Source organism: Serratia sp. root2 (assembly GCF_031931805.1).
Taxonomy (GTDB): domain Bacteria; phylum Pseudomonadota; class Gammaproteobacteria; order Enterobacterales; family Enterobacteriaceae; genus Serratia; species Serratia inhibens.
On sequence record NZ_JAUJXB010000001.1, the window covers coordinates 125871 to 151635 of the forward strand.

A 25765-nucleotide genomic window follows, 5' to 3' on the forward strand; every position below is an offset into this window, starting at 1 on the left:
TAGCGGCGCAACTAGGAAATAGTCGCGGGTATCTGCGGCAAAATCGTTGTTAGCTGTGGGGGAAAGGGTGCCCCAACAAAAAATCTGATCGTTCAAGGAGAACCTATGCGCTCACGTAATGCCTTGCTTATTACTCTGTTATCCCTGGGAATGTCTCACGCCGCCTGGTCATCCACCGCTGCCGGCAATGCCAACAGCAACGCCAACAGCCGCGAAGTGGCCAGCGCACTCGGTGGCCTGAAGAACAAAACCTATGACCTGGAGCAGGCGCCGAAAATCCGCGTCGCCAGCTTCAATATCGCCGCCGGTAAAGTCAGCGACATGACCGCCATCGCCAAGGCGATCAAGGCGATGAACGTTGACGTGGTGGCGCTGCAGGAAGTGGACAAGCTTACCGGCCGCAGCGGGAAACTCGATCAGGCGGCGGAGTTGGCCAAGCTGACCGGCATGTACGTAGCCTTTGGCCGGGCGATAGACTTTGACGGCGGTGAATATGGCCTGGCGTTTCTGTCAAAATACCCATTGCATGACGGCAAGATTTATCCGCTGCCCTCCGGCCAGCGCGAACAGCGCATTGCCTTTAGCGCCCAGACCGACGTGCCCGAGTTCCCGGCGCCGATCACTCTGATCAATACTCATCTGGATACCAAGGAAGATCCGGCCATGCGCCTGGATCAGGTGCGTGAATTAAACGATCGCACCATTGAAATGCGCGGCATCAAGCTGCTGTTCGGCGACATGAACGACGTGCCAGGCAGCGTTACCTGGACCGAACTGAGCCGTTATTGGAACGACATCATGCCCGCGACGCAAGATGGCCGCAGTTGGCCGGCGGAAAATACTGAAATCAAAGTCGATTATATCTTTAGCGGCAATGCCCAACGCTGGCATCTCGACAGCCTGACGGTGCCTAACGCCAGCGGCGACTGGAATGGGATTCACTGGCCGGCGGTCAGCGATCACCTGCCGGTGGTTGCCGAGCTGCGGCTGACCGAGCAGTAAAGGGCCTGAGTAACCACGGGCGATTGACAGCCGCAGAGCCCGCTGGTTACTATCTGGCGATACAACCCAGGGTTCTGGGTTGCGTAAGCGTTCACGTAATCCAACGCGCTCGTTCTTGTTGCCTTTGGCAATGAGAGAAGAGAGCGTTGGAGTCATCTGGCTCTCTCTGTATTTCCCCTTTTGAGTGAGCAATCTATGTCATCTACGATTTCACATGCGGAGCCTTCCGCTAACAAAGCGCTGCTTTCGCTGACCTGCGCGATCTTTCTCACCTATCTGACCGTAGCCTTGCCGTTGCCGGTGATCCCGCTATATGTGCATTTTGAACTGGGCATGAGCAACCTGATGGTGGGGATCGCGGTGGGCATTCAGTTCCTGGCAACGGTCCTGACCCGCGGTTACGCCGGCCGGTTGGCCGACCGCTTTGGCGGCAAACGCTCGGCGCGGCAGGGGATGATTGCCTGCGCGCTGGCCGGCGTCGCCTATCTGGCGTCAGCGTTGCTGCCGGCGGCACCAGAGATCAAATTTGCCCTGCTTATCCTCGGGCGCCTGATTTTAGGTTACGGCGAAAGTCTGCTGCTGACCGGTACCCTGACCTGGGGTTTTGGTTTGGTGGGGGCTGCCCGCTCCGGCAAGGTCATGTCCTGGACCGGCATGGCGATCTATGGCTCGCTGGCGGTCGGCGCGCCGATAGGCCTGATATTGCATCAGCACTGGGGTTTTGCGGCGCTTGGCGTTTCTACCTTGCTGCTGCCGTTGATCGCCATGCTATTGAATATGCGTGTCGCGGCGGTAGCGCCAACGCACGGTGAACGTCCTTCATTGTGGAAAATGGTGGGCAGCATTTGGCAGCCGGGCGTAGCGCTGGCATTACAGGGCGTGGGCTTTGCGGTGATTGGCACTTTTGTTTCTCTGTATTTCACCGCGAATGGCTGGGGGCATGCCGGCCTGGCGTTAACGATGTTCGGTGTGGCATTTGTGGTGATGCGCCTGCTGTTTGGCCATTATCCCGACAAATTCGGCGGCATCCGCGTGGCGCTGATTTCATTGCTGATTGAGGCCTTTGGCCTGCTGCTGCTGTTCTCGGCCGACACGCCACTGATGGCGTTGATTGGGGCGGCTTTCACCGGTTTAGGTTGCTCATTGATCTTCCCCGCGTTGGGCGTGGAGGTGGTGAAACGCGTGCCGCCGCAGGTGCGCGGCACGGCTGTCGGCGGTTACTCGGCGTTTCAGGATGTCTCTTACGCCATTACCGGTCCATTGACCGGGCTGTTGGCCACATCGTTGGGCTATTCGTCGGTGTTTATGGCCGGAGTGGTGTGCGCCTTGACCGGCGTGGGTTTCACGCTGCTGTTTGCGCGCAGCAACGCTAAACGGGAATAATACGCGCCAGCCTTTCGACGCCGGCGCGGATCTCCCCCGGCGTCAGGGCGGCGAAACCCAACAGCCAGCCGTCGCGTCGTGCCTGCGCCCTTTGATACTGTGCCGCCAGCCCGGGCGTGACCACACCCCGCTGCTGCGCCTGGCGGGTGAGGGCCGTTTCCTGGCCCGGCGGCAACCAGACGCTGAGTTGCAACCCGCCTCCTGCCTGCTGTGGGGTGGCATAATGTCCAAGTTTTTCCTGTACTTCCTGCAGCAAGTGGTCACGGCGGCTGCGGTACAGCTGGCGCATGTAGCGGATGTGGGCGGCAAAATGCCCCTGATGGATAAATTCGGCGGTGACCGCCTGCATCAGTTGGGCGCTGTGGCCGTCGTAAACCGTACGTGCGAGGGTAAAAGGCTCCACCAGCGCGGGCGGCACCACCAGATAGGCCAGCCGCAGAGAGGGGAAAAGCGCTTTGGAAAAGGTCCCTGAATACAGCACGTTCCCCTGACGATCCAGCCCCTGCATCGCTGGCATCGGCTGGCCGTCATAATGAAATTCACTGTCGTAGTCGTCTTCAATAATCCATGCCTGCTGCCGCTGGGCCAACGCCAACAGTTCGAGCCGCCGTGCCAGGTTAAGCGCCACGCCGGTGGGGTAGTGGTGTGAGGGTGTCAGATAAATCAGCTGCGGCATGGGTAACTGTTCGTGTGGCCGCATACCGGCTTCGTCCACACCGACGGGTACCAGCTCGGCACCTGCGCTGGTAAAGGCGTTTCTGGCGCCGGCATAACCGGGATCTTCCATCCATACCTTGTCGCCGCTGTTCAATAGCAGGGTGGCGATCAGCTGTAGTGCCTGTTGCGAACTGGTCAGCACAATAACCTGTTGCGCGTCGCAATTGACCCCGCGTGCCTGGCCAATGTAACCGGCAATGGCTTCGCGCAACGGCAAATAGCCTTGGGGGTCGCCATAGCGCATCAGGGTTTCTCCCCGCAGGCGCAATTGTTGAGCGGTGAGCTGTTTCCACAGCTTTAGCGGGAAGGCGCGGAGGTCCGGCGAGCCGGCGGCAAACGGCAGCGGTTGCTGCGGATCGCGGCAGCCTCCGGTTTGCACGATAAGCCTGCCGCGTGATGACAGGCGCGGCTCGCCGGTGGCTTTGGTGCCTGGAGGGGATTTAACGATGCTTATCGCCACAAAGGTGCCCTGACCCACCCGCCGCTGCAGATACCCCTCAGCCTCCAGTTGGCTGTACGCCGCCTCGGCGGTCACCCGCGAGACGCCCAAATCCTCTGCCAGAACCCGGGATGAGGGCAACCGTTGCCCACGGCTCAGCGTCCCGCTATGAATAGCGCGGCGTAGCGTGCCGCAAACGCGTTCACGCAAGGTACCTTCGCCGTGTTCCGGCCGTTGGAAAAGCGAGATGAGCGCACTGTTCATGATGGGTCTTGTCTTATGGCGATAATGGGTCTCAATCATAAGACCAAAATCAGGCAAGATTGTCATCAATCTCATCAACAGGAGTTAATTTTATGGCGGCATCTTCATTGGTTTTGGCATTTCCCCCTGGGCCGGCGGCGCAAAGCCTGGATTATCTGGCGGCGAAATTGAGTTATTACGCGGACGCATGGGACGTGGCGGAAGATCTGCGCAACGGCGTCAGAGAGATCCTGGTGATAGATACTCGCGCGCAGGTTTTGTATGCGGCCGGGCATATTCCCGGCGCTATCAATTTACCGCATCGGCTGATGGATGAGGCCGGCACGGCGCATCTGGCGCACGACAAAGTCTATGTCACCTATTGCGACGGCATCGGCTGCAACGGTTCAACCAAGGGGGCGTACAAGCTGGCGCAACTGGGATTCAGGGTGAAGGAGCTGATTGGCGGGCTGGATTTCTGGAAACGCGATGGCCATCCGTTGGCCAGCGGTGAACAACCGGGTTCGTTGCAGGGCAGTGCGGCAGAGGAAGACTGCGGTTGCGCCTGAAGGTTTAAAACACCAGTGCCAATACCACGGCCAGCACCAGAATCAGCAGGATAAACGCCCCCGCCGGCTTGCTCAGCGCATTTTTCAGCGGTTGGGGCAATGCGGCAATCAGCGGATTAAGCACCGGCTGCGGCTCGGCATAGCTCTCGGTTATGGGCTGAGCAGGGCCGGTTTTTTCCAGACGACGGGCGAACAGTTGGTTGACGGCATCGCTCATCTGCGGGTGGGTCAGCGGCGCGCTGGCATTGCAGTTGAAACGCGACTGGCAGTAGTCATTCAACTGTTGCTGTTCCTGCGGGTCGGCCGGTTGTTTTAGTGCGGCCAACAGGTTGTTCAGCGTCGGTGCGGTCTGCGGACTAAGCGCGACTTTGACCTGCAAAAACTGGTTGAGCAGTTGGAAGTGGCGAGCCGGCAGCGGGTCATTGGTTTTTACCCCGGCCAGATCAAACAGCTTCTGCCAGATCTTGATCGGTGACTCGCCGGTAGCGGCACTGAGCTTGGTCACCTGCTGTTGCAGGCTTTGATGCTCGGCAGGCAGCAGTGGGCGATCGCTGGTGGCGGTTTGCTGCGGATGCGGAATGGCCAGGCCCCCGGTCTGCAACAGGTTCAATACCTGTTGCAATTGCGGGTGACTCAATTGGCTCAGTACCGTGTGACCAAACTGCTGGCGAATAAAATCGCTGACGGCCTGGCGATTATTGCCTTGCGGCAACAGTTCGGTGAGCTGCTGCAGCAACTGGCGGTTGGCATGGCTTTGCTGCACCTGGCTCAGGCGGTTTTGCAACAGCTGTTCGGCCGGCTGGAAATGGCGCGCCTGCAGTTCGCTGCTATTATGGTCTGCCCCGAGATCGTGACGCAGCGTGGCCCAGATTTCTGCGGACTTGGCCGGACTGAGCGCCATGATCTTCACGATCAGCTTCTCCAGCGTAGTGCGCTGCGCCGGAGAGAGCGGGCTGTCGTCGGTGGCTGTGGTTTTGCCCGGGTTCGGAGGGCGATCGCTGGCGATCGGGGTGCCCGGTCCACTCAAAGGTTGCATATCACCAGTCCTTCGCTGTGTATCCCCTTCTTACTTGACGTTGCCGCTGCGTTGACTGTGCAACCTCACCCGAATCACTTACCTGAGTAAGCTCATCGTGATCCACTTGCTTGCCGCCTTGCCGCAACCCCAATTACTTTGGGGAGAGAAAAATCGTCGTACCCGGCGATAAGCGCAGGTGTGCCCCCATGATACCTGTAAATGGCCGCCATCAATACCGCCCTCAGACATTTCTTTACAGGCAAAATGATTGCTAATCACGTCTGCGCCGCTAAGATAAGCCCAGACTTGGCATTGAGGGCAGCATGGTTAAACAGCAGCGGATTGCAAAATGGTTTTTATGCCTGGCTTGCCTGGTCGTGCTGACCTGCATGACTCAACGCATGGCGGGCCTGCATGCGTTGCAGCAGGCGATGGGCCTGCCCGTTGCCGGCGTCGTACTCTCCGCCACCGATGACGACGCTGCACTGCAGCCCAAGCCCTGCGAACTGAGCGCCAAATCTCTGTTGGCTGCGCCGCCGGTGATGTTCGAAACCCTGCTGTTCGGTCTTGGCCTGCTGCTGGTGCTGTTGGCACCCACCGTGGCCGCGCGTCTGCGTATTCCCCCTCCCAGAGTGATTTCTCCCACGACCCTCAGGGTACACCTCCGATTATGCGTATTCCGTGAATGAGTTAATCGCCCGTCTTGTTTGGTGATTGACTCATTTATGGAGAAAAAACATGTTGAATATCATCAGGTCGGCGCTTGCCTGCCTGTTAATGCTGTGGCTGCCCGCTTCGCAGGCGGCAGACAGCGGCTGGCTGCAAAGCCCGGCCAACGATCACGCCAAAGTGCGGCTACGCGCCGACACTTCGCACAGTGGGGAGACCCGGTTGCTGCTGGCAATAGAATTGCAACAAGGCTGGAAAACCTACTGGCGTTCACCCGGCGAAGGCGGTATTGCGCCGTCGATAAGCTGGCAAGGTAACCCGCCGCCGGCTACCTGGTTTTGGCCGACACCGCAGCGTTTTGACGTAGCCGGCATTTCCACCCAGGGATATCACGATCGGGTTGAACTGCCGATAGTGATCAAGGGAGCCGCATCGCCTCGACTGGCGGGCACTCTGACGCTGTCTACCTGCAGTAACGTCTGCATTTTGACCGACTATCCGTTCAATCTCGATCTCGGCGCGCCGCCAGACGCGCAGTTTACTCACGACTTTGCTCAGGCGATGGGGCAGGTGCCGATTGCCGATGGCCTGGTTGATGGCATTAAAGCCGGTTATCAGCGCGGGGAACTGCAGATCAGCGCCGAGCGCACCGCCGGTTGGCGGCAGCCCGAGCTGTTTTTCGATACGCTGGAGGATGCCGATCTCGGCAAACCGCAGGTCAGTGCCGACGGCAACCGGATGTTGGCGCGGGTACCTGTCAGTGACGGCTGGGGGGATACCGCACCGGACTTGCGCGGCAAAACCCTGACGCTGGTCATCAGTGACGGCGGTATTGCACAGCAGGTTCAACTGCCGATTGGCGGGCCGCTGGCTTCACCGGCTGCGGCGGCTTTCCCGCTGTGGCAGGCGGTACTGATGGCGCTGGCCGGTGGCCTGATCCTCAACCTGATGCCCTGCGTGCTGCCGGTGCTCGGCATCAAGCTGGGGTCGATTTTGCAGGTGGAACGGCGGGATCGGCGCAGCATCCGGCTGCAGTTTCTGGCTTCGTCATTGGGCATAGTCGCATCCTTTATGGCATTGGCGTTGCTGATGACGGCGCTGCGGCTGAGCAATCAGGCGCTGGGCTGGGGCATTCAGTTTCAAAACCCGTGGTTTATCGGCTTTATGGTGTTGGTAACGCTGTTGTTCAGCGCCAACCTTTTCGGTCTGTTCCACGTGCAGCTTTCCTCTTCGCTTAATACCAAATTGGCGACCCATAACGGGCACGGTCTGAGCGGACATTTCTGGCAGGGCGCTTTTGCCACTTTGCTGGCGACGCCCTGTTCTGCCCCCTTTCTTGGCACTGCCGTGGCTTTTGCCCTGGCCGCGCCGCTGCCGGTGCTGTGGGGCATGTTTGTCGCCTTGGGTATCGGCATGAGTTCGCCGTGGCTGCTGATCGCCGCCTGGCCGGCGCTGGCGCTGCGTTTGCCGCGTCCGGGACGTTGGATGAACGCGTTACGGTGGGCGATGGGGTTGCTGATGCTGGCCTCTTCGTTGTGGCTGCTGAGCCTGATGGTGAATCATATTGGCGCAACCCCGACGTTGGCCGTGGGTGGTATAGCGCTGCTGGCTCTGCTGTTGGCGGTATGGCGACGGCATGGCGTGCGCCTTGCTGCCGGATGGGTTGCCGGCACGCTGGTGTTGTTCGGCGTGGCGTTGTTGGCCGGTTCGCTCACCGCCGGGTTGTGGCGTCAGCCGCTGCAGGACAATGTGCGCTGGCAACCGCTGAGCGAGCAGGCGATCACCCAGGCGTTGGTCGAGCGAAAACGGGTGTTTATCGACGTCACTGCCGACTGGTGCGTCACCTGTAAGGCCAATAAATTCAACGTACTGCTGCGTGACGATGTGCAGAAAGCGCTGAATGCCGAAGACGTGGTCGCTCTGCGGGGAGACTGGAGCCGTCCTTCTGCCGAGATCGGCGCCTTCCTGCAACGGCGCGGCAGCGTTGCCGTGCCTTTTAACCAGATTTATGGCCCGGGCAGCCCTGAGGGTGTGGTGTTGTCCCCGTTGTTAACCCGCGATGCGGTGTTGCAAACCCTGTCCGCCGCCGAAGGAAAACCGCAATGAAAAAGTTACTGATGTTATTGATGCTGATTGCCGCTCCAGCCTGGGCTGCCGCGCCCTTTACTCCGGAGCAGGAGGTACGCATTAAGGCGCTGATCCGTGAAACCCTGGTGTCGAACCCGGATATTCTGGCGCAGGCGGTCGATGCCTGGCAGCAGCAGACCGCCGGCCAGCAGATTGACCAGGCGATTGAGCAAAACGCCAAAGCCTTGTATGAAGATCCCGCCAGCCCGCGACTGGGTGCCGGCAACGCCAAGCTGACGCTGGTGGTGTTCACGGATTACAACTGCCCGTACTGTAAGCGTTTTGATCCGATCCTGGAAAAAATCGTCAAACAAAATCCGGAGGTAGCGCTGGTGGTGAAACTGCTGCCGTTCAAAGGCGAAAGTTCGGTCAGCTCGGCGCGTGTCGCTTTAACTGCCTGGCAGCAACATCCGAACCAGTTTTGGGCATTGCACCAGCGGCTGATGGCGAAAAAGGGCTTCCACGACAGCGCCAGCATCGCCGCCGCCCAGCAGAAAACCGGGGTGAAGGCGGTGGCGCCGAGCGAGCTGAGCATGACTACGCTGCGTACCAACATGGAACTGGCGGAAAAACTGGGTGTGCAGGGAACGCCTGCGACGCTGATTGGCGACCAGATGCTGCCGGGTGCGGTGTCTTACGAGGAGTTGGAGACGATAGTGAAACAGCAACTCGCGAAGGCCAAAAATGGCTAGGCTGCGGCGCTGGGGGCGCGAACTCTTGATTCTGCTGCTGATTGTGCTGGCGGTGGTGATGGCGATGGACTGGCTGCGCGCACCGCAGGCGCCGGCGGCTTTCGATTCACAGGCGTTGACCACACTGAGCGGCGAGACGATTTCACTCGCGCAGCTCAGCCGGGACAAGCCGCTGCTGGTCTATTTCTGGGCCAGTTGGTGCGGCGTGTGCCGCTTTACCACGCCGTATGTTACCAGGCTGGCGGAGGAGGGCGGCAATGTGCTGACTGTGGCGCTGCGTTCCGGTGACGATCGGCAGGTCGAACAGTGGTTGGCGCGCAAACGGCTGACGCTGCCGGTGATTAACGATCCGCGCGGCGAGCTGTCGGCGCAGTGGCAGGTGGGCGTCACCCCGACGCTGGTGGTCATCTCCCAGGGCAAGGTGGTGCAGAGCACCACCGGCTGGACCAGCTACTGGGGGATGAAGCTGCGCTTGTGGTGGGCCGGGCGGTAAACACCGGTCTATTTGGCGACGATGACCTCATTAATCGCCCGGCAGAGTCGGGCGATACCTTCCTCAATCAGCGGCGGCGCGTTGGCGGCGAAATTCAGTCGCAGGCCATGCGCGCCATATTGTTCCCGAGCATAAAAACACTCTCCGCGTGCAAAGGTGACGCCGTGGCGCCAGGCCACCGGCATCAGCGCCTCGTTGTTAACCGCAGCGGGTAGCGTCAGCCAGATAAATAACCCGCCCTCGGGCGTTTCAAAGTGGCAGCCGTGCGGCAGATGCTGCTGCAATGCCGTGACCATGACGTCACGGTGTTGGCGGTAGATCCGCCCGGCGCGCCGCAGCTGTTTGTCATAGCGGCCGATGGTGACGAAGGCGTCCAGCGCCCGTTGGATCAGATTGGAGCTGGTAAAGCTGTCGACGTGTTTTAACCGTGCTATCTGCTGATATTGCTCACTGTCTGCGACCAGATAGCCGATGCGCATGCTGGGCAGCAGCATTTTGGAAAAGGTGCTGACATATATCACCGCGCCTGGCTGCGCCTGCGCCCGCAGTGACGGCAAGTGTTTGCCGTTGTAGCGCAGATCGCCGACAAAATCGTCTTCCAGTATCAGCACTCCGGCACATTGAGCCAGCGCCAGCAGGCGTCGGCGGCGGGCCTCGCTCATGCAACGCCCGGTGGGATTATGAAAATTGGGGATGGTGTAAATCAGTTTTGGCCGGTGCTTTTCCAACAGCGCCGGCAGGTGTTCAACCAGCATGCCGTGTCGATCGCTGGGGACAGTGACGATATTGATCCTGTGCAGACGCAGCAGCCCCAGCGCTTCGGCGTAGGTGGGTTCTTCGACGATCACCGTATCCCCCGGCTCAAGCAGGCTTTGCACAATCAGGCTGATGGCGTGCTGCGAGCCGTTGGTAATCAGCAACTGTTCTGCGTGGGTGGGGATGCCCTGGGCGGTGAGGATCCGCCCCAGCGTATCGCGCAGCGGGTAGTAGCCGCAGTATTCGCCATAACCGAAAGCCTCTTCCGCATGGCGGCTAAGCACCGACAGCAATATCTTGCGGAATTCCTCCTGGGGGAAAACCCTCGGGCTGCCGACGCCGGCGGCAAAGTTGATGATGTTATCCGGCAGCGGCGTGTCGGGGTAACCGTCCAGCCGCGAGGTCAGCGTGGTGAAACGCTCTGCCGGGAACGACGTATCGGACGTCGGCTGCGGTTGAGCGGGCAGCGCGCCCGGATGCAGAACGTAGGCACCGCTGCCGCGCCGCTGGCGCAGAAATCCTTTGGACGTCAGTTCGGCATAGGCATTGTCGACCGTCAGCCGGCTGACGGCCAGTTCGGCTGCCAATGTGCGGGTGGACGGCAGTTTGTCGCCATCGACAAATACGCCGCTCAGTATCGCCCGCCGCAGCGCCTCTTCAATTTGCAGATACAGCGGGACATCCTGCTGGCGATCTAACGGGATATGCATGGAAAATTGGCTCGGTAAGGGGCGATGATTTTTACTATACCTCATGCCCACCGGCCTTCAAGCGGATAAAAGTGGCCTGCATAACAACGGGTGAAAGTGGCTCTGGCGGCAAAATTTCGCCGCGTTAGAATCCTTGACTGAGTCTATTGCCGCAGTTTTTTTGAGGGTGTCATGTCATTACCGACGGGTATTTCAGCAAGGCCGGTTTTCCCCGGTGCGCGTATTTTGCAGGGCAGCAGTCAGGGGTATGTCATTGCCATCATCAGTGCCATGCTGCTGGCCTTTACCGCCATTATTATTCGCGTGCTGACGGAGCATTATCACCTGCCTACCTTCGTGCTGGCCTTTTGGCGAGCGGCATTGGTTGCCCTGGTGTTATTGCCTTTGCTGTTGCTGATAAAACCCGAATGGGCGCGCTTGCAGCCTGCGCAGGTGCCTTTTTATGCCTGCTATGGCTTGCTGCTGGCGGTGTTCAACAGCCTGTGGACGCTGTCGGTAGCCTTGAACGGCGCGTCGGTGGCAACCATTCTTACTTACTGCTCGGTAGGTTTTACCGTATTTCTTGGCTGGGTGATGTACAGCGAACGGTTGAACCTGCGCCAGATGCTGGTGATTGTGGTTAGTCTGGGCGGCTGCTTCCTGGTCAGTAACGGCGACAGCATGGGCAACACCCATTTCAACCTGCTGGGGCTGTTGATCGGCATGCTGTCCGGTATCGGTTATACCCTGTACACCCTGGGAGGGCGCGTAGCCACGGAACGGCGCTATCCGGTGTGGAATACCATTTTGTATGTGTTTGGTTTTTCGGCGATTTATCAATGGCTGTTCAACACCGCGCTGACGCTGTTTCCTCTGGCAGCATTTCAGGGGATGACCGGTTCTTTGTGGTTCCTGTCCCAGGGGGCGCAAGGTATTGAGTGGAGCGGCTGGTTGTTGCTGGTGGTTCTGGCTGCCGGGCCGACGCTACTGGGATTCGGCCTGTACAATATCAGCCTGAAAACCTTGCCGTTGGCGGTAGCAAACCTGATTTTATCGCTGGAACTGGTGTTCACGGCGGTCATTGCCTATTTCCTGCTGGGAGAAAATATGAACCAGCTGCAACTGCTGGGCAGCGCGCTGGTGATGGGCGGGGTGCTGATGTTGAAGAAGAAGACGGCTCAGGACTGATTTGCTACCATTATGCCTCGCTAGAGAGGCAATCATGACTGACAATCCAAGATTAAAAAAGGCGATCATCGCTTAATCAGGCCGTGTTTGGTGAACGAAAACACGGCCACAGATCTCGTTCCGTGGCTCTTGCAACCAGCAAAAGAGAAAGCGCCATGTCTGAAAAACACTGGTCCAAAACAGAACTGCTCCACCAAACGGTGACCAATCCCAATATTATCGTCAAGGGAACCCACAGCTATTACAGCGATTGCTGGGATAGCGGTTTCGAACGCTCCGTCGTGCGTTATTTACACGGCGACGCGGTTAGCCAACAGTGGCAACCTCTGGGGCCGGTAGACAAATTGCTGATCGGCGATTATGTCTGTATAGCCGCCGAGGCGGTGATCCTGATGGGCGGCAATCATACTCACCGTATCGATTGGTTGAGCCTGTACCCGTTTATGGAGAGCATCCAGGCCGCTTATCAACCCAAGGGCGATACCCGGTTGGGCGACGGTTGCTGGATAGGCATGCGGGCGATGCTGATGCCGGGCATCACTATTGGCGAAGGGGCGGTGGTGGCCGCAGGCAGCATAGTGACCGCGAATGTTGAACCTTACACCATCGTGGGTGGCAACCCGGCACGGCCGATCAAGCTGCGATTTACCCCGGAGACGATCGCAGGGTTACTCGCGTTGCGCATTTATGATTTATCGGCGGAGGATTTTGCCCGCGTGCAGCCTTGGCTGGCCGATAATGATATTGCCGCCCTGGAACGGGCGATAAACGACATTAAGCGTTAACTGAAATGGGCGGGGTAATCTCCCCGCCCGTTTTACTTACTCGGCCTTCGCCGTTTCTTCCACCGTGCGACGTTTTCGCGCTATACGCAGCAACAACGGCAACACCAGCACCGCTACCGCCAATACCAGCAGCGTTTGCGCGATACCGCTGCTCCACAGAATGCCAAAATCCCCGTTGCTGATAGACAGCGCGCGGCGCAGGTTCTGTTCCAGCATTTCACCCAGCACGAAACCCAGGATCAGCGGCGACATCGGGAAGTGCATTTTGCGCAAGATATAACCGAACACGCCCAGCCCGACCATCAACAGCAGGTCAAAGGTGGTGCTGTGCACCGCATAAACGCCCACCGCAGACACGGCGGCAATCGCCGGTACCAGGAACCACAGCGGGATGGTCAGCATGCGGGTAAACAGGCCGACCAGCGGCAGGTTCATGATCAGCAGGATCACGTTGGCAATCAGCAACGCGGCGATCAGGCCCCAGACAATGTCCGGCTGCTCGGTGAACATCGCCGGGCCTGGCGTGATGTTGTACAACGTCAGCGCGCCCATCATCACCGCCGTGGTGCCGGAACCCGGTACGCCCAGCGTCAGCATCGGAATGAACGAGCCGCAGGCCGAAGCATTGTTGGCGGCTTCCGGTGCCGCGACGCCGCGAATATCCCCCTTGCCGAAGGTTTCGCTGTTGCCGCTGATTTTCTTTTCGGTCATATAGGTGAGCGCACTGGCGATGGTGGCACCGGCACCCGGTAGAATACCGACGAAGAAACCGATCACCGAAGAGCGCAGAGTCGGGCCAACGCACTCGGCGGCCTCTTTGCGGTTAAACAACAGGCGACCGGTTTTACGCACCAGTTTTTGTCCGCCGCTGGTGCTTTCCAGCATCAGCAGGATTTCACTGACCGAGAACAACCCGATCACCACCACGATAAACTGCACGCCGTCGGAGAGATGCACGCTGTCGAAGGTGAAGCGGTAAACGCCGGTGTTGGCGTCTACGCCTACCGTCGCCAGCCCCAGGCCAATCAGCGCCGCCAGCAGCGATTTCAGCGGGTTCTGGCTCATCATGCTGCCCAGACAGGCGATAGCGAACACCATCAGGGCAAAGTACTCTGCCGGGCCGAACGCCAGTGACCAGCGCGCCAGCAGCGGGGCGAACAAGATGATGCCGCCGATGGCGATCATGGAACCGACGAAAGAGCTGACCGCCGAGATGGACAGGGCCACGCCGGCGCGGCCCTGTTGCGCCATCGGGTAGCCGTCCAGCGCGGTCATGATGGCCGCCGCATCGCCGGGTACGTTAAGCAAGATGGACGAGATGCGGCCGCCGTATTCACAGCCGATATAGACCGTTGCCAGCAGGATCAGCGCGGACTCGGCCGGCAGCTTGAGAGCAAATGCCAGCGGCAGCAAGATAGCCACGCCGTTGATCGGTCCCAGCCCCGGCAGCAGGCCGACAATGGTGCCGACGAAGCAGCCAATCAGTGCGATAATCAGATTCTGCGGCACCAGCGCCACCTCGAACCCTTGGGTTAAATACATCCAGGTTTCCATCATCGCCCCCGTTAGCTCAGCCAAACGCCGAGCGGCAGTGTTACGTCGAGTAGTTGGTCAAAGGCGTAGTACAGCGCAACGCCCATCACCGCGCCGGAGACCAGTGCCGCCGGCAGGCTGGCCTGGAACAGCAGGCCAATGCTGAAGGTCAGCAGTGCGGTGGCCAGCGGAAAGCCCAGCCATTCGAAGCCCCAGGCGTACAGCACCAGCGTGATCACCAGCACCAGCAGGCGTTGCATCACCTTGTTGTGTGGCCATTCGACGGCCTGCGGTTTGTTCAGCAGCAGCAGTGCCGCGCACAGCGACATCAGGCTGAGGATGGCCAGCGGGAAGGGGCGTGGCCCCAGCGGTTCATAACTGTATTCGCTCTGAATGCCCCAACCGATAAACAGGCCGCCGATGCACAGCAGCAACCAGAAACCGGCAAAAATGCGATCGCTCATGGTATTTCCCCCGATTATTTAGCCAGGCCGAAGACTTTGGCCTGCTCGCGGTACTGATTGACCTGGTTTTTTACATAGGTATCCAGTTCCTTGCCGGCCAGGTTGAATTCAAACAGGCCACGCAGGTCGCGCTGCTTTTTGAATTCGTCGGTCGCCATCATTTTCCGGAAAGTATCGAGCCACCATTGGTATTCCTCTTCACTGACTTTAGGGCCAACGTAGAAACCGCGGATGATCGGCCAGATCAGATTGAAACCCTGCTCTTTGGCGGTCGGCACGTCGGCTAACTGGCCCGGCAGACGTTGTTCGGAGTACACCGCCAGCACGCGGATTTTGTCACCCTGCAGATAGGGCACCATTTCGCTCAAATCGCCGGACACCGCCTGAATATGGTTGCCGAGCAGTGCGGTAACCGGCTCGCCACCGCCTTCGAACGCGACGTAGCGCATCTTGTGAGGATCGATCCCGACCTCGCGTGCCAGCAGGGCGGTTTTCATCCAGTCCTGGCTGCCGATCGAGGCACCGGCACCGAACACCACGCTGTTGGGATCTTTCTGGAAGGCGTTCATCAGGTCTTTGAGGGTTTTGTAGGGTGAGTCGGCGCGCACGGCGATCATGCCGTAGTCGGTGCCGACGGCGGCCAGCCATTTCACGTCATCGACGTTGTAACGGCCGAACTTTCCTTGCGAAAGGTTCAGCAGGGAGCCGCCGGAGAAGGCAACCACTGTGCCGAATTCCGCCGGGCGCTGGGCGACGATGGCGTTATAGGCCACCGCGCCTACGCCGCCAGGCATGTAGGTAACGCGCATCGGTTTTTCGATGGCTTTGGTTTCCTGCAGCGATACCTGAATCAGTTTGCAGGTCAGGTCAAAACCGCCGCCGGGCTTGGCGGGGGCGATGCATTCGGTGCGTTTAGGCGCTTCCACGGCAAATGCCTGATTGGCCGCCAGCAGCAGGGCGGTTACGGTCAGAGTACGGGCGATTATTTTTTTCATTGCTTTCCCCAAGGTATTTTCTGTCGGTGTGACTCCCGCCGATGCGGGTTGCTGAATTGTTAAATCAACAACCTTTCATTTACCTTTCAGTAGGAGAGAAAGTTCAAAGGATGTGATATACATCTCCAGTCTGGGGGCAAAATGCCGGCGCTAACACATACAGTGCGATGGGAATAGCGGGTAAACCTTAGTTAAAACATGTGTAATATCAGTTTTGTTGCCTCAGCCTTGAGGTAAAATAAGAAAAAATAAAACTATTATGGATGCATTGTCATGTTTTTATTAGAGAAATTATTCGGCAACAAGAGCAGCGCCAAGGTGGATGCCATTAAGATGTTGCCGGCGGCCTATGCCGAGATGGTAGGGGACGCGGGCCATTGTCGACTAAAACGCCTTCACCCGGCGCTCGGCGTTTTTGAATTGCATTTCTCTACGGCAAACGGCGAAAAATACGCCTGCCAAATGACCGCCTGTGTTGCTGGCGTGGATATTGTTTTTGCCACCAACAACCGCTCTGTGCTGGTTTCTCCGCCGTTCAGCCTTGCCAAGTTGCGGCCGGTGTTTGATATCGCTTTAGCCGACAGATGAGATAAACCGGGTGCCGGTGGTCCCCCTTTGTTCCGTATCGTAATTGTGTACCAGCTCCCAAAACGGGTTCTGCGCAACCCTTCTATCACACCGCCTTCCGTGCCATCCTGCTGTTATAAACATGTTAATAAGCGATATGCCGTTTCTTGAAGATACGGCATTGTATTAGATCTGTTTCTACAGACAAATCAATGGAATGGAAAATGCGGCTACTATTGGTAGAGGATCATCCCGAGTTATCCCACTGGTTGCAAAAGGCGTTGACCGGCGCCGGTTTTGCCGTGGACGTAGCGCCGGACGGGCTGGCGGCCGATCACCTGTTGTTAAACGAACGCTATGCGCTGGTGGTGCTGGACGTGGCGCTGCCGCGCCTGAATGGGCTGGATCTGCTGGCCCGTCTGCGTAAGCGCGGTCAGGACCTGCCGGTGTTGTTGTTGACCGCCAGAACCGACGTTGCCGATCGGGTCAAAGGGCTGAATCTGGGGGCCGACGACTATCTTACCAAACCCTTTGAGCTCGATGAGCTGGAAGCGCGCATTCGGGCGTTGCTGCGGCGCAGCATCGGTGTCACTAGGCAGGCGCTGGAATATGGCGCGCTGACCTATCACGATGAAGGCTATTTTCAACTGGATGAAAAACCGCTGCAGTTAACGCCGCGCGAACTGGCGGTGCTGACCGCCCTGATCCACCGGCGCGGTCGGCCGGTCGCCAAGCAACAGCTGTTTGAGCAGGTGTTTACCCTGTCCGACGAGGCCAATCCCGAGAGTATTGAGCTGTACGTGCACCGGCTGCGGAAAAAGTTGCAGGGCAGCAACGTGGCGATCGTCACCCTGCGCGGTCTGGGCTATAGCCTGGAGCTCTGCAATGAGGTGGTTTAACGCGCCGCGCTCCCTGTTTTATCAACTGCTGCTGTTTTTCGGTTTACCTTTGCTGGTACTGGGCGGCATCTCTATATACACCCATTACTTCAGCGCCATGAATGCTGCTACGTTGGCTTATGATCGCACGCTGCTGGCATCGGCGCGCACCGTGGCGGAACGGCTGGTGGTGCGCAACGGTCGCCTGGAAGTGGATGTGCCCTATGTGGTGCTCGACAGCTTTGAGCGCAACATGAACGATCAGCTCTATTACGAAGTGATCTCTCCGCAGGGCAAAAGCATTTCCGGTTATGACGATCTGCCTACCATGCCGCCGCATATCCTGCGATCCAGTTTGTACCCGGCACTGGTGCATTTCTATGATGCCGAATATAGCGGCCGGCCGATCCGCGTGGCTGCGCTGTACCAGCCGGTCAATGAGTCCGGCGTCATGGGCATGGCGACGATCCTGGTGGCGGAAACACTGGAGTCGCGCCGTTATCTGGCGCGGCAGATGATGCTTTCCGCCTTGCTCAGCCAGGGGACCGTGGTGGTAGTGACGATGATTCTGGCCTTCGCCTTGCTCAAGCGAGTGCTAAAGCCGATGCGCAAGCTTTCCGGCATCATGCTGCGGCGCGATCCGGGCGAACTGACGCCGTTACCTATGGTGTTGCCCTGGTCGGAAATGCAGCCTCTGCTGCTGGCGTTCAACCGTTATATCGAACGGCTGCGGGTAATGGTGGCGCGTCAGGAGCGCTTCAGCGCCGACGCCTCTCATCAACTGCGCACGCCGCTAACGGTGCTGAAAACTCAAGTGGGGGTGGCGCTGGCGAGCGATAAGCCGGAGCAGTGGCGCGAAAGCCTGGTGGCGATGAGCGTCACGCTGGATAACACCGTGGCGCTGACCGATCGTCTGCTCTATCTCTCGCGGCTTAAAGCCCACGAACATCATGCCGATCGCAAGCTGCAACCGGTGAATCTGGCGCAGGTGTTGCGCGATGCCTGTTTTTCGCGCCTGCCGCAGGCACGCAGCAAGCGCATTGATTTAGGCTATGAAGGGGAGTCGGTATGCTGGGTCGGCGGTGAGGCGCTGTTGCTCACCGAGCTGTGCGCCAATCTGCTGGATAACGCGCTGAAATATGTGCCGAATCAGGGCGTGGTCACCGCACGGCTGACGCTCGATAAACCGGCCGGGGAGTGCGTTCTGGAGATCGAAGACAGCGGCCCGGGTATTGCTCAGCAGGATACCGCGCAGGCGCTGCAACCCTTTCATCGGCTGGATAACGTGGGCGAGCAGCCCGGCGCCGGGCTGGGGCTGGCGCTGGTCAGCGACATTACCCGTTATCACGGCACCCGCCCGGAGCTGTTGACCTCGGCCGCGCTTGGCGGCCTGCTGGTGCGGGTGCGTTTTCAATTGCTGACTTAGGACCCCACCCCGGGCGCTGAAGCTTTTGCCTTGCGCCCTAACGGCGTGCGCAGGCGTTGCGACAAAATCACACCCAGCAACGTGACGCCACCGCCGATCAGATGATAGCTGTGCAGCTGTTCATGCAGGAACAACACGGCGATGACGGCGGTAAATACCGGCGACAGGTTCATAAATATCGATGCGGTATTGGCGCCGAGGCGAATAACACCCTGGATCCACAAGAAAGGCGCGATGATCGAAGCCGGGATGCCGGCGAACAGTACCAGCGGGATATTCTGGCTGTTCAGCCCGACATCCTGCGCCATCAGAAAGTTGGGCAGCAACAGCACGACGCCGAACAGGATTTGCACATACAGAGATTGCCAATTAGGCAGAGCAATCATCCAGCGTTTGGTCAGCACGCCGTACAGCGCATAAGAAGCGGCGGCGGCGAACATCATCAGTTCGCCCTTGCCGATGCCATGTTGCAGCAGCTCGCCTGGATGACCGGCGCTGACCAGCCAGATCAATCCGCCGAATGACAGCACGCTGCCGATCGCCACACCGACGGTCGGCGCAATGCGCAGCAGCACGATGCTGATCAGGATGGTCAGCAGCGGGATCAGCGAAACGATGATACCCATAAACAGCGCGCTGACGCTGTGCGCCGCATAGTAGGCCAGGCTTTGGTACAGCACCATGCCGAGCAGGCCAAGGGTCAGCAATTTCCACCCGTTGGCGCGTACTTCCCGCCAATTGCGGATCACGCCGGGTAATACGAAGGGGGTCAGGACGATCAGCGCCAGCAGCCAACGGTAAAACGAGATGGCGGCCGGATCGATAGCGGTGGCGGAGAGTTTGCTGACGACGGCGTTGACTGACCAGATCAGCACCGCCAACAGCGGGAAGAACATATTCACGATGATTATTCTCAATAACGACGGACATGCTGGCTAGTCTACTCGTGTCCGGTTTATTATATATAGCGATATTCAGACAATATTTTATGTCAACAAGACAAATCACGGTGTGCAACCATGTCAGAAATCCGTCACTTTCCTGAAGCCTTGATCCCGGCACCGCGTCCGGTGCAGTTTCGTTGCGAGGAGTTTAATGCCCGCACGGAATTCCAACCGCACAGCCATCGCTGGGGGCAACTGATGTGGGTGAAAGCCGGGGTGATGGTGATGAAGGTCGGCAATCAACGTTTTCTGGCTCCGCCGGAGTTTGTGCTGTGGGCACCGGCGGGGATCGAGCACTCTTGCTACAATCAACGGCTGGCGCAGTGCCGCATGGTGGATATCATGCAGTCGCTGTGCGTCGGGTTGCCGGCCGAACCCTGTTTGGTGAGCGTGACGCCGATTTTCCGCGCCATCGCCGAAGATTTTTACGCACGCAAGCAATACATCCCGCGCGGCAAGCAGGATTTGCGTCTGTGCCGGGCGCTGATCGATCAATTGCATCTGTCGCCAGTCCAGCAAACTTATTTGCCGTCGTCCGAAGATAAATTTTTGGCACCGGTGCTGGAGGCATTGGAGCATTGTCCGTCGGACAACACCTCGCTCGCCGTCTGGGCCGCCCGGGTCTATACCACCGAACGTACTCTGTCACGCCGCTGCCAGCAAGAGTTGGGCATGTCGTTCAGTGAATGGCGCCAGCGGTTGCGTTTTCTGCATGCCGTTTCGCTGCTTGAACAGGGCAAAACCGTGCAGAACGTCGCGCTGGAGGTGGGATACAGCTCGGCCTCGGCGTTTATCGTCATGTTTCAGCAAATCGCCGGCAGCACCCCCGAACGCTTTCGTCGGGCCTGATTCGGTGGCACACTCTTTCCCAGATAACCTCTTCATACTTGACGCTGCCTCTGTGTTGGCTGCGAGCACTCACCCAGTCACTTACCTGAGTAAGCTCCTGGGGACTCCTGCTCTTGCCGCCCTGATGCAACGCCAATTATTTTGGGTATAAATAGTCGTAAACCGTCGGAGCAACAAGTGAAAATCCTGGTTGATGAAAATATGCCGTACGCGGCTGAGTTGTTCAGTCGTTTGGGGGATGTGCAGGCGGTGCCTGGCCGCCCGATCCCGCGAGATGCGCTGGTGGATGCCGACGCGCTGATGGTGCGCTCGGTGACTAAAGTGAATGAAGATTTGCTGGCCGGTACCCGCATTGGTTTTGTCGGCACCGCCACCGCCGGTACTGACCATGTGGATGATGCCTGGCTGAAACAGCAGGGCATCGGTTTTTCCGCGGCACCAGGCTGTAACGCCATTGCGGTAGTGGAATATGTGTTCTCTGCGCTGATGCTGCTGGCCGAACGCGACGGTTATCAGTTGCGCGATAAAACCGTCGGTATTATCGGCGTGGGCAACGTAGGTTCGCGCCTGGATGCCCGTCTTAAAACCTTGGGCGTACGCACGCTGCTGTGCGATCCGCCGCGCGCCGAACGCGGTGACGCCGGGGAGTTTTGGCCGCTGGAAAAACTGGTGGCGGAAGCCGACGTGCTGACGTTCCATACGCCGCTGAATAAATCCGGCCCCTATCGCTCGCTGCATTTGGTTGATGCCGAGTTGCTGGCGGCGCTGCCCGACAACCGTATCCTGATCAATGCCTGTCGTGGCGAAGTGGTGGATAACGCCGCGCTGCTGCAGGCGCTGGAAAAAGGCAAAAAGTTGAGCACGGTGCTGGACGTTTGGGAGCCGGAACCGGAGCTTTCATTGCCGTTGTTGGCGCGGGTTGATATCGGCACCGCGCATATCGCCGGTTACACGTTGGAAGGCAAGGCGCGTGGCACCACTCAGGTGTTCGAGGCCTTCAGCCGCCATGCGGGGCGTCCACAGCAGATTGAGCTGGCCTCGCTGCTGCCGGTGCCGGAATTCAGCCAGATCCAGCTGAACGGACCGCTGGATGAAGGCAAATTAAAACGATTGATGCACTTGGTGTATGATGTGCGCCGCGATGATGCTCCGCTGCGCAAAGTGGCTGGGCAACCGGGCGAGTTTGATCGCCTGCGCAAGCATTATCAGGAGCGCCGCGAATGGTCCTCATTGCGCGTTCAGTGCAATGACAGCGCCAGCGCGGAGTTGCTGCAAAAACTGGGTTTCAGCGTGCTGTAGAGGCCGGCATGCCTGCTCCTTGCAGGAAAGGCATTGCACCCAATACGTAAGGTTGCCTTAAGCAATCGCCGCTACAATAAGCGGCAAAGGACTATCGGGCGGTGGCAACACTGCCCGTCTGCTTTTTAAATGAATACTCTGGAGAAACCCAATGTCTGACGGCTGGAATATCGCTCTGCTCGGCGCCACTGGCGCGGTAGGTGAAGCGTTGCTGGAATTATTACAGGAACGCCAGTTCCCGGTGGGCGAACTCTATCCTTTGGCGAGTGAACGCGGCGCCGGGGCAACGGTACGCTTCAACGGCAAGTCGGTGCTGGTGCAAAAAGCGGAAGAATTCGACTGGTCGCAGGCACAGCTGGCGTTCTTTGTCGCCGGTACCGAGGCGGCGGCCCGCTATGCGGAAGAAGCCGGCAACATGGGCTGCCTGGTGATCGACACCAGCGGCCTGTTTGCGCTGGAGCCGGACGTCCCCCTGGTGGTGCCTGGCGTGAACCCGCAGGTGCTGGCGGATTATCGCAACCGCAATATCGTCGCCGTGGCCGACAGCATGGTCAGCCAACTGCTGACGGCGATCAAACCTTTGACCGAACAGGCCGGGCTTTCCCGTCTGCACGTCACCACCCTGATGTCGGTATCGGCTCGCGGCAAAGTGGCGGTCGACGATCTGGCCGGCCAAAGCGCGCGCCTGCTGAACGGCATTCCGGCTGAAGCGGGCGTTTTCGCCAAGCAGTTGGCGTTCAATTTGCTGCCGTTGCTGGCCGACGAGCAGGGCAGCGTGCGCGAAGAACGTTTGATTGTCGATCAGGTGCGCAAAGTCCTGCAGGACGAAGGGCTGCCGATTTCCGTGAGCTGCGTGCAGTCGCCGGTATTCTACGGCCATGCGCAAGTGGTTCACCTGGAAGCGCTGCGCCCGATGTCTGCCGAAGAAGCGCGCAGCGAACTGGAGCAGGTGGATGATATCCAACTGAGCGAAGAAGACGACTACCCTACTCAGGTAACGGAAGCGTCCGGCAGCGATGCGTTGAGCGTCGGCTGTTTGCGCAATGACTACGGCATTCCTGAAATCCTGCAGTTCTGGTCGGTGGCTGACAACGTGCGCTTCGGCGGCGCGCTGATGGCGATCGAAACCGCAGAACGTCTGGTGCAGGAGCAGATGTACTGATGTCTGAAGTTGTCTTGCCCATCCAGCCGAAGTTAAAAATCGCGCTGGGGATTGAATATGACGGCAGCCGTTACTACGGTTGGCAGCGTCAGCAGGAAGTCGCCAGCGTTCAGGCCTGTCTGGAACAGGCGCTGAGCAAAGTGGCAAATGCGCCGATCGCGGTATTGTGCGCCGGGCGTACCGACGCCGGTGTGCACGCGACCGGCCAGGTGGTGCATTTTGAAACCACTGCGCAACGCAAGGACGCGGCCTGGACGATGGGGGTAAATACCCATCTGCCGCCGGATATTGCCGTACGTTGGGTGGCCGGCGTGGCCGAGGATTTTCATGCGCGTTTCAGCGCCACCGCGCGTCGCTACCGCTACATCATTTATAACCACCGCTACCGCCCGGCGGTGTTGCAGCAGGGGATGACCCATTTTTATCACCCGCTGGATGCCGAACGGATGGAAAGGGCGGCGCAGGCGCTGCTGGGCGAGAACGATTTTACGTCGTTCCGCGCCGTGCAATGTCAGTCGCGCACGCCATGGCGTAACGTAAAACACGTTAAGGTTACGCGCTACGGCGAGTATATCGTGGTAGATATTAAGGCGAATGCCTTTGTGCACCATATGGTGCGCAATATTGTCGGTAGCCTGATGGAAATCGGCTGCGGCAATCGGGATGAGAACTGGATGGCAGAACTGCTGGCGCTGAAGGACAGGAATCTGGCTGCGGCGACGGCGCGCGCCGAAGGGTTGTATCTGGTTTCCGTCGATTACCCTGAGCATTTTGGTCTGCCCCGGCCGCCGATGGGGCCGCTGTTTTTACCCGACGATTAGTTTTAGCTGACGATTAGACGCCGGCGCGCCTGACGCGTTGCTCCCTTGTACATCTGCCGGGTGGGTGAGACACCCGGTAAAAAGAGAGAACCTATGGACATCATCAAGTTTGTGATTGATTTTATTCTGCATATTGACGTGCATCTGGCCGAGCTGGTCGCGCAATACGGCATGTGGGTCTATGCCATTTTGTTCCTGATCCTGTTTTGCGAAACCGGGCTGGTGGTCACGCCTTTCCTGCCGGGGGATTCTCTGCTGTTCGTCGCCGGTGCGTTGGCGGCGCTGCCGACTAACGATCTGAATGTGCATACCATGGTTGCGCTGATGGTAGGGGCTGCGATCCTCGGGGACGCGGTGAACTATACTATTGGCCGGCTGTTTGGCGATAAGCTGTTCAGTAATCCGAATTCGAAAATTTTCCGCCGCAGCTATCTGGATAAAACCCATCAGTTTTATGAAAAACACGGTGGGAAAACGATTATTCTGGCGCGGTTTGTGCCGATCGTGCGTACATTTGCGCCGTTCGTCGCCGGTATGGGGAAGATGTCCTACCGTCATTTTGCTGCCTACAACGTGATTGGCGCGCTGGTTTGGGTGCTGCTCTTCACTTATGCTGGCTACCTTTTCGGCGATTTGCCGATCGTGCAGGAAAACCTGAAACTGTTGATCGTGGCGATCATCCTGGTTTCAATTTTGCCGGGCATCATTGAAATCTGGCGCCATAAGCGTGCGGCTGCCCGCCAGCAAAAACAGTAAAAACATCGCTTAACCTGTCGGTTCGACCAGTTTTTTATCCACAGTGTCGGGTCGATATGGTTTAATGAGCGACATTTATGGTCTGTTCTCGCGAACAAGCCCTGAAGACAGTGCCTCGGTCACGCGTTTGTCGCGTTTTGCTCGGGCACTTTTTCATTGGGTCTGTCTGCGGGGGGATTGTTAAAGCATGAACAGCGGACGGGTGTCCGTCAGGTTCAAACAGAAAGGTCATCGATGAGCTGGATTGAACGAATTCTTAACAAGAGCAATATTACACAAACCCGTAAGGCGAGCATTCCTGAAGGGGTCTGGACCAAATGTGACAGCTGCGGTCAGGTTCTCTATCGCGCCGAGCTGGAACGTAATCTGGAAGTGTGTCCTAAGTGCGACCACCACATGCGCATGACTGCGCGCATGCGTCTGCATACCCTGCTCGACGAGGGCAGTGAGGTAGAACTGGGCAGCGAACTGGAGCCGAAAGACGTTCTGAAGTTCAAGGATTCCAAAAAGTATAAAGATCGCCTGGTTGCCGCACAGAAAGCGACCGGCGAGAAAGATGCGTTGGTCGTCATGAAAGGCACGCTGTACGGCATGCCGATTGTCGCCGCTTCTTTCGAATTCGCCTTTATCGGCGGTTCCATGTCTTCCGTGGTCGGTGCGCGTTTCGTGCGCGCGGTTGAACAGGCGCTGGAAGACAACTGCCCGCTGGTGTGTTTCTCAGCCAGTGGCGGTGCGCGTATGCAGGAAGCGCTGATGTCGCTGATGCAGATGGCGAAGACCAGCGCAGCGCTGGCGAAACTGCAGGAACGCGGTTTGCCGTACATTTCGGTTCTGACCGACCCGACCATGGGCGGCGTTTCCGCCAGTCTGGCGATGCTGGGCGACATCAATATCGCCGAGCCGAAAGCGTTGATCGGCTTTGCCGGCCCGCGCGTTATCGAGCAGACCGTGCGTGAAAAACTGCCGCCGGGCTTCCAGCGCAGCGAGTTCCTGATTGAAAAAGGCGCCATCGACATGATCGTGCGCCGCCCGGAAATGCGCCGCACTCTGGCGAGTATCCTTTCCAAGCTGACCAACCAGCCGCAGCCGCATTTCGATGAGGCAGAGCCGGTAGTCGCACAGGAAAATCAGGCCGACGCCTGAGGCAAAAAAGTCCCCCGTGCAGGCGCAAGCCCGCGCGGGGTTCAGCCGCCATTTTGTGGCTAAGTGCCGGCTGATATGCCCTATGAATTTCACGTTGCAGTCAACCCGCTGTGGCTTGAAAGGTGACGGGTGTTACGGAGAGCATCGCCTTTACCGCG

Annotated in this window: 25 protein-coding genes; 18 read left to right on the forward strand and 7 right to left on the reverse strand. The window is 58.6% G+C overall.

Features of this window, described 5'->3' with window-relative positions:
- The first annotated feature begins 105 nt into the window (after positions 1–105).
- Together QZQ97_RS00630 and QZQ97_RS00635 are read left to right on the forward strand one after the other, a co-directional pair.
- On the forward strand, positions 106–1002 hold the full coding sequence (locus tag QZQ97_RS00630; RefSeq protein ID WP_311991800.1) for an endonuclease/exonuclease/phosphatase family protein: 897 nt from the start codon (positions 106–108) through the stop codon (positions 1000–1002).
- Positions 1003–1197: 195 nt separating this feature from the next.
- On the forward strand, positions 1198–2385 hold the full coding sequence (locus tag QZQ97_RS00635; protein WP_311991801.1) for an MFS transporter: 1188 nt from the start codon (positions 1198–1200) through the stop codon (positions 2383–2385).
- On the opposite strand, the gene pdxR (QZQ97_RS00640) is transcribed toward QZQ97_RS00635, so the two are convergent.
- Positions 2372–3805, reverse strand: coding sequence for a MocR-like pyridoxine biosynthesis transcription factor PdxR (gene pdxR / locus QZQ97_RS00640; RefSeq protein ID WP_442994723.1), 1434 nt, complete (start codon positions 3803–3805; stop codon positions 2372–2374). The two genes, QZQ97_RS00635 and pdxR (QZQ97_RS00640), sit on opposite strands and share 14 nt — an antisense overlap.
- A 92-nt stretch (positions 3806–3897) precedes the next feature.
- Here pdxR (QZQ97_RS00640) and QZQ97_RS00645 point away from each other — a divergent pair, with 92 nt between their 5' ends.
- Entirely contained in the window at positions 3898–4353 is a 456-nt protein-coding gene (locus tag QZQ97_RS00645; RefSeq protein ID WP_311991803.1) for a rhodanese-like domain-containing protein, read from the forward strand.
- Positions 4354–4357: 4 nt separating this feature from the next.
- Here the strand turns inward: QZQ97_RS00645 and flk are convergent, their stop codons facing one another.
- A complete protein-coding gene (flk, locus tag QZQ97_RS00650) occupies positions 4358–5389 on the reverse strand; it encodes a flagella biosynthesis regulator Flk (protein WP_311991804.1) in 1032 nt (343 codons plus the stop codon).
- Positions 5390–5694: 305 nt separating this feature from the next.
- Between flk and QZQ97_RS00655 the strand changes: the two genes are divergently transcribed.
- From QZQ97_RS00655 to QZQ97_RS00670, 4 genes are read left to right on the forward strand one after another with little or no spacing between them, the layout of a single operon-like run.
- Positions 5695–6060, forward strand: a complete 366-nt coding sequence (locus QZQ97_RS00655) for a copper resistance protein (protein ID WP_311991805.1) — start codon at positions 5695–5697, stop codon at positions 6058–6060.
- Between the two features lie 49 nt (positions 6061–6109).
- Positions 6110–8146, forward strand: coding sequence for a protein-disulfide reductase DsbD family protein (locus QZQ97_RS00660; protein ID WP_311991806.1), 2037 nt, complete (start codon positions 6110–6112; stop codon positions 8144–8146).
- The gene (locus tag QZQ97_RS00665) at positions 8143–8859 is read left to right on the forward strand and encodes a DsbA family protein (RefSeq protein WP_311991807.1); all 717 of its coding nucleotides are present in this window, start codon (positions 8143–8145) and stop codon (positions 8857–8859) included. The genes QZQ97_RS00660 and QZQ97_RS00665 overlap by 4 nt, the downstream gene beginning before the upstream one ends.
- Positions 8852–9352: a protein disulfide oxidoreductase gene (locus tag QZQ97_RS00670; RefSeq protein WP_311991808.1), complete on the forward strand. Its 501-nt coding sequence runs from the start codon at positions 8852–8854 to the stop codon at positions 9350–9352. The genes QZQ97_RS00665 and QZQ97_RS00670 overlap by 8 nt, the downstream gene beginning before the upstream one ends.
- Before the next feature lie 8 nt (positions 9353–9360).
- Here QZQ97_RS00670 and pdxR (QZQ97_RS00675) read toward each other — a convergent pair whose 3' ends face one another.
- Positions 9361–10818, reverse strand: coding sequence for a MocR-like pyridoxine biosynthesis transcription factor PdxR (pdxR, locus tag QZQ97_RS00675; RefSeq protein WP_311991809.1), 1458 nt, complete (start codon positions 10816–10818; stop codon positions 9361–9363).
- 171 nt (positions 10819–10989) lie between these two features.
- Between pdxR (QZQ97_RS00675) and QZQ97_RS00680 the strand changes: the two genes are divergently transcribed.
- Both QZQ97_RS00680 and QZQ97_RS00685 read left to right on the forward strand, forming a co-directional pair.
- Positions 10990–11985 (forward strand): DMT family transporter, encoded by a 996-nt coding sequence (locus tag QZQ97_RS00680; protein WP_311991810.1) that lies wholly within the window; start codon positions 10990–10992, stop codon positions 11983–11985.
- 155 nt (positions 11986–12140) lie between these two features.
- Positions 12141–12770: a CatB-related O-acetyltransferase gene (locus QZQ97_RS00685; protein WP_311991811.1), complete on the forward strand. Its 630-nt coding sequence runs from the start codon at positions 12141–12143 to the stop codon at positions 12768–12770.
- A gap of 36 nt (positions 12771–12806) precedes the next feature.
- Here the strand turns inward: QZQ97_RS00685 and QZQ97_RS00690 are convergent, their stop codons facing one another.
- The 3 genes from QZQ97_RS00690 to QZQ97_RS00700 are packed head-to-tail and all read right to left on the reverse strand — an operon-like array spanning position 12807 to position 15762.
- Positions 12807–14324 carry a tripartite tricarboxylate transporter permease gene (locus tag QZQ97_RS00690; RefSeq protein WP_311993850.1) on the reverse strand — a complete coding sequence of 506 codons (1518 nt, stop codon included), beginning with the start codon at positions 14322–14324 and terminating at the stop codon, positions 12807–12809.
- Positions 14325–14335: 11 nt separating this feature from the next.
- A complete protein-coding gene (locus tag QZQ97_RS00695) occupies positions 14336–14767 on the reverse strand; it encodes a tripartite tricarboxylate transporter TctB family protein (protein ID WP_311991812.1) in 432 nt (143 codons plus the stop codon).
- A gap of 14 nt (positions 14768–14781) precedes the next feature.
- The gene (locus tag QZQ97_RS00700; RefSeq protein WP_311991813.1) at positions 14782–15762 is read right to left on the reverse strand and encodes a Bug family tripartite tricarboxylate transporter substrate binding protein; all 981 of its coding nucleotides are present in this window, start codon (positions 15760–15762) and stop codon (positions 14782–14784) included.
- Between the two features lie 273 nt (positions 15763–16035).
- Here QZQ97_RS00700 and QZQ97_RS00705 point away from each other — a divergent pair, with 273 nt between their 5' ends.
- From QZQ97_RS00705 to QZQ97_RS00715, 3 genes are all read left to right on the forward strand, one after another.
- The gene (locus QZQ97_RS00705; RefSeq protein ID WP_311991814.1) at positions 16036–16350 is read left to right on the forward strand and encodes a hypothetical protein; all 315 of its coding nucleotides are present in this window, start codon (positions 16036–16038) and stop codon (positions 16348–16350) included.
- Positions 16351–16553: 203 nt separating this feature from the next.
- On the forward strand, positions 16554–17228 hold the full coding sequence (gene tctD / locus QZQ97_RS00710) for a transcriptional regulator TctD (RefSeq protein WP_311991815.1): 675 nt from the start codon (positions 16554–16556) through the stop codon (positions 17226–17228).
- A complete protein-coding gene (locus QZQ97_RS00715) occupies positions 17215–18633 on the forward strand; it encodes a sensor histidine kinase (RefSeq protein ID WP_311991816.1) in 1419 nt (472 codons plus the stop codon). Before tctD ends, QZQ97_RS00715 begins: the two co-directional genes overlap by 14 nt.
- On the opposite strand, the gene QZQ97_RS00720 is transcribed toward QZQ97_RS00715, so the two are convergent.
- Positions 18630–19529: a DMT family transporter gene (locus QZQ97_RS00720; RefSeq protein ID WP_311993851.1), complete on the reverse strand. Its 900-nt coding sequence runs from the start codon at positions 19527–19529 to the stop codon at positions 18630–18632. The two genes, QZQ97_RS00715 and QZQ97_RS00720, sit on opposite strands and share 4 nt — an antisense overlap.
- A gap of 123 nt (positions 19530–19652) precedes the next feature.
- Here QZQ97_RS00720 and QZQ97_RS00725 point away from each other — a divergent pair, with 123 nt between their 5' ends.
- The 6 genes from QZQ97_RS00725 to accD all read left to right on the forward strand — a co-directional run bounded on the left by QZQ97_RS00725 (position 19653) and on the right by accD (position 25607).
- Positions 19653–20426, forward strand: coding sequence for an AraC family transcriptional regulator (locus tag QZQ97_RS00725; RefSeq protein ID WP_311991817.1), 774 nt, complete (start codon positions 19653–19655; stop codon positions 20424–20426).
- A gap of 177 nt (positions 20427–20603) precedes the next feature.
- Positions 20604–21725 (forward strand): 4-phosphoerythronate dehydrogenase PdxB, encoded by a 1122-nt coding sequence (gene pdxB, locus QZQ97_RS00730; protein ID WP_311991818.1) that lies wholly within the window; start codon positions 20604–20606, stop codon positions 21723–21725.
- Between the two features lie 151 nt (positions 21726–21876).
- Complete coding sequence (locus tag QZQ97_RS00735) at positions 21877–22887, forward strand: aspartate-semialdehyde dehydrogenase (RefSeq protein WP_311991819.1); 1011 nt, start codon at positions 21877–21879, stop codon at positions 22885–22887.
- Entirely contained in the window at positions 22887–23708 is an 822-nt protein-coding gene (gene truA, locus QZQ97_RS00740) for a tRNA pseudouridine(38-40) synthase TruA (RefSeq protein WP_311991820.1), read from the forward strand. The genes QZQ97_RS00735 and truA overlap by 1 nt, the downstream gene beginning before the upstream one ends.
- 93 nt (positions 23709–23801) lie before the next feature.
- Positions 23802–24464: a DedA family protein gene (locus QZQ97_RS00745; RefSeq protein WP_006317062.1), complete on the forward strand. Its 663-nt coding sequence runs from the start codon at positions 23802–23804 to the stop codon at positions 24462–24464.
- A gap of 234 nt (positions 24465–24698) precedes the next feature.
- A complete protein-coding gene (gene accD / locus QZQ97_RS00750) occupies positions 24699–25607 on the forward strand; it encodes an acetyl-CoA carboxylase, carboxyltransferase subunit beta (protein ID WP_004947349.1) in 909 nt (302 codons plus the stop codon).
- Positions 25608–25765: the final 158 nt, after the last annotated feature.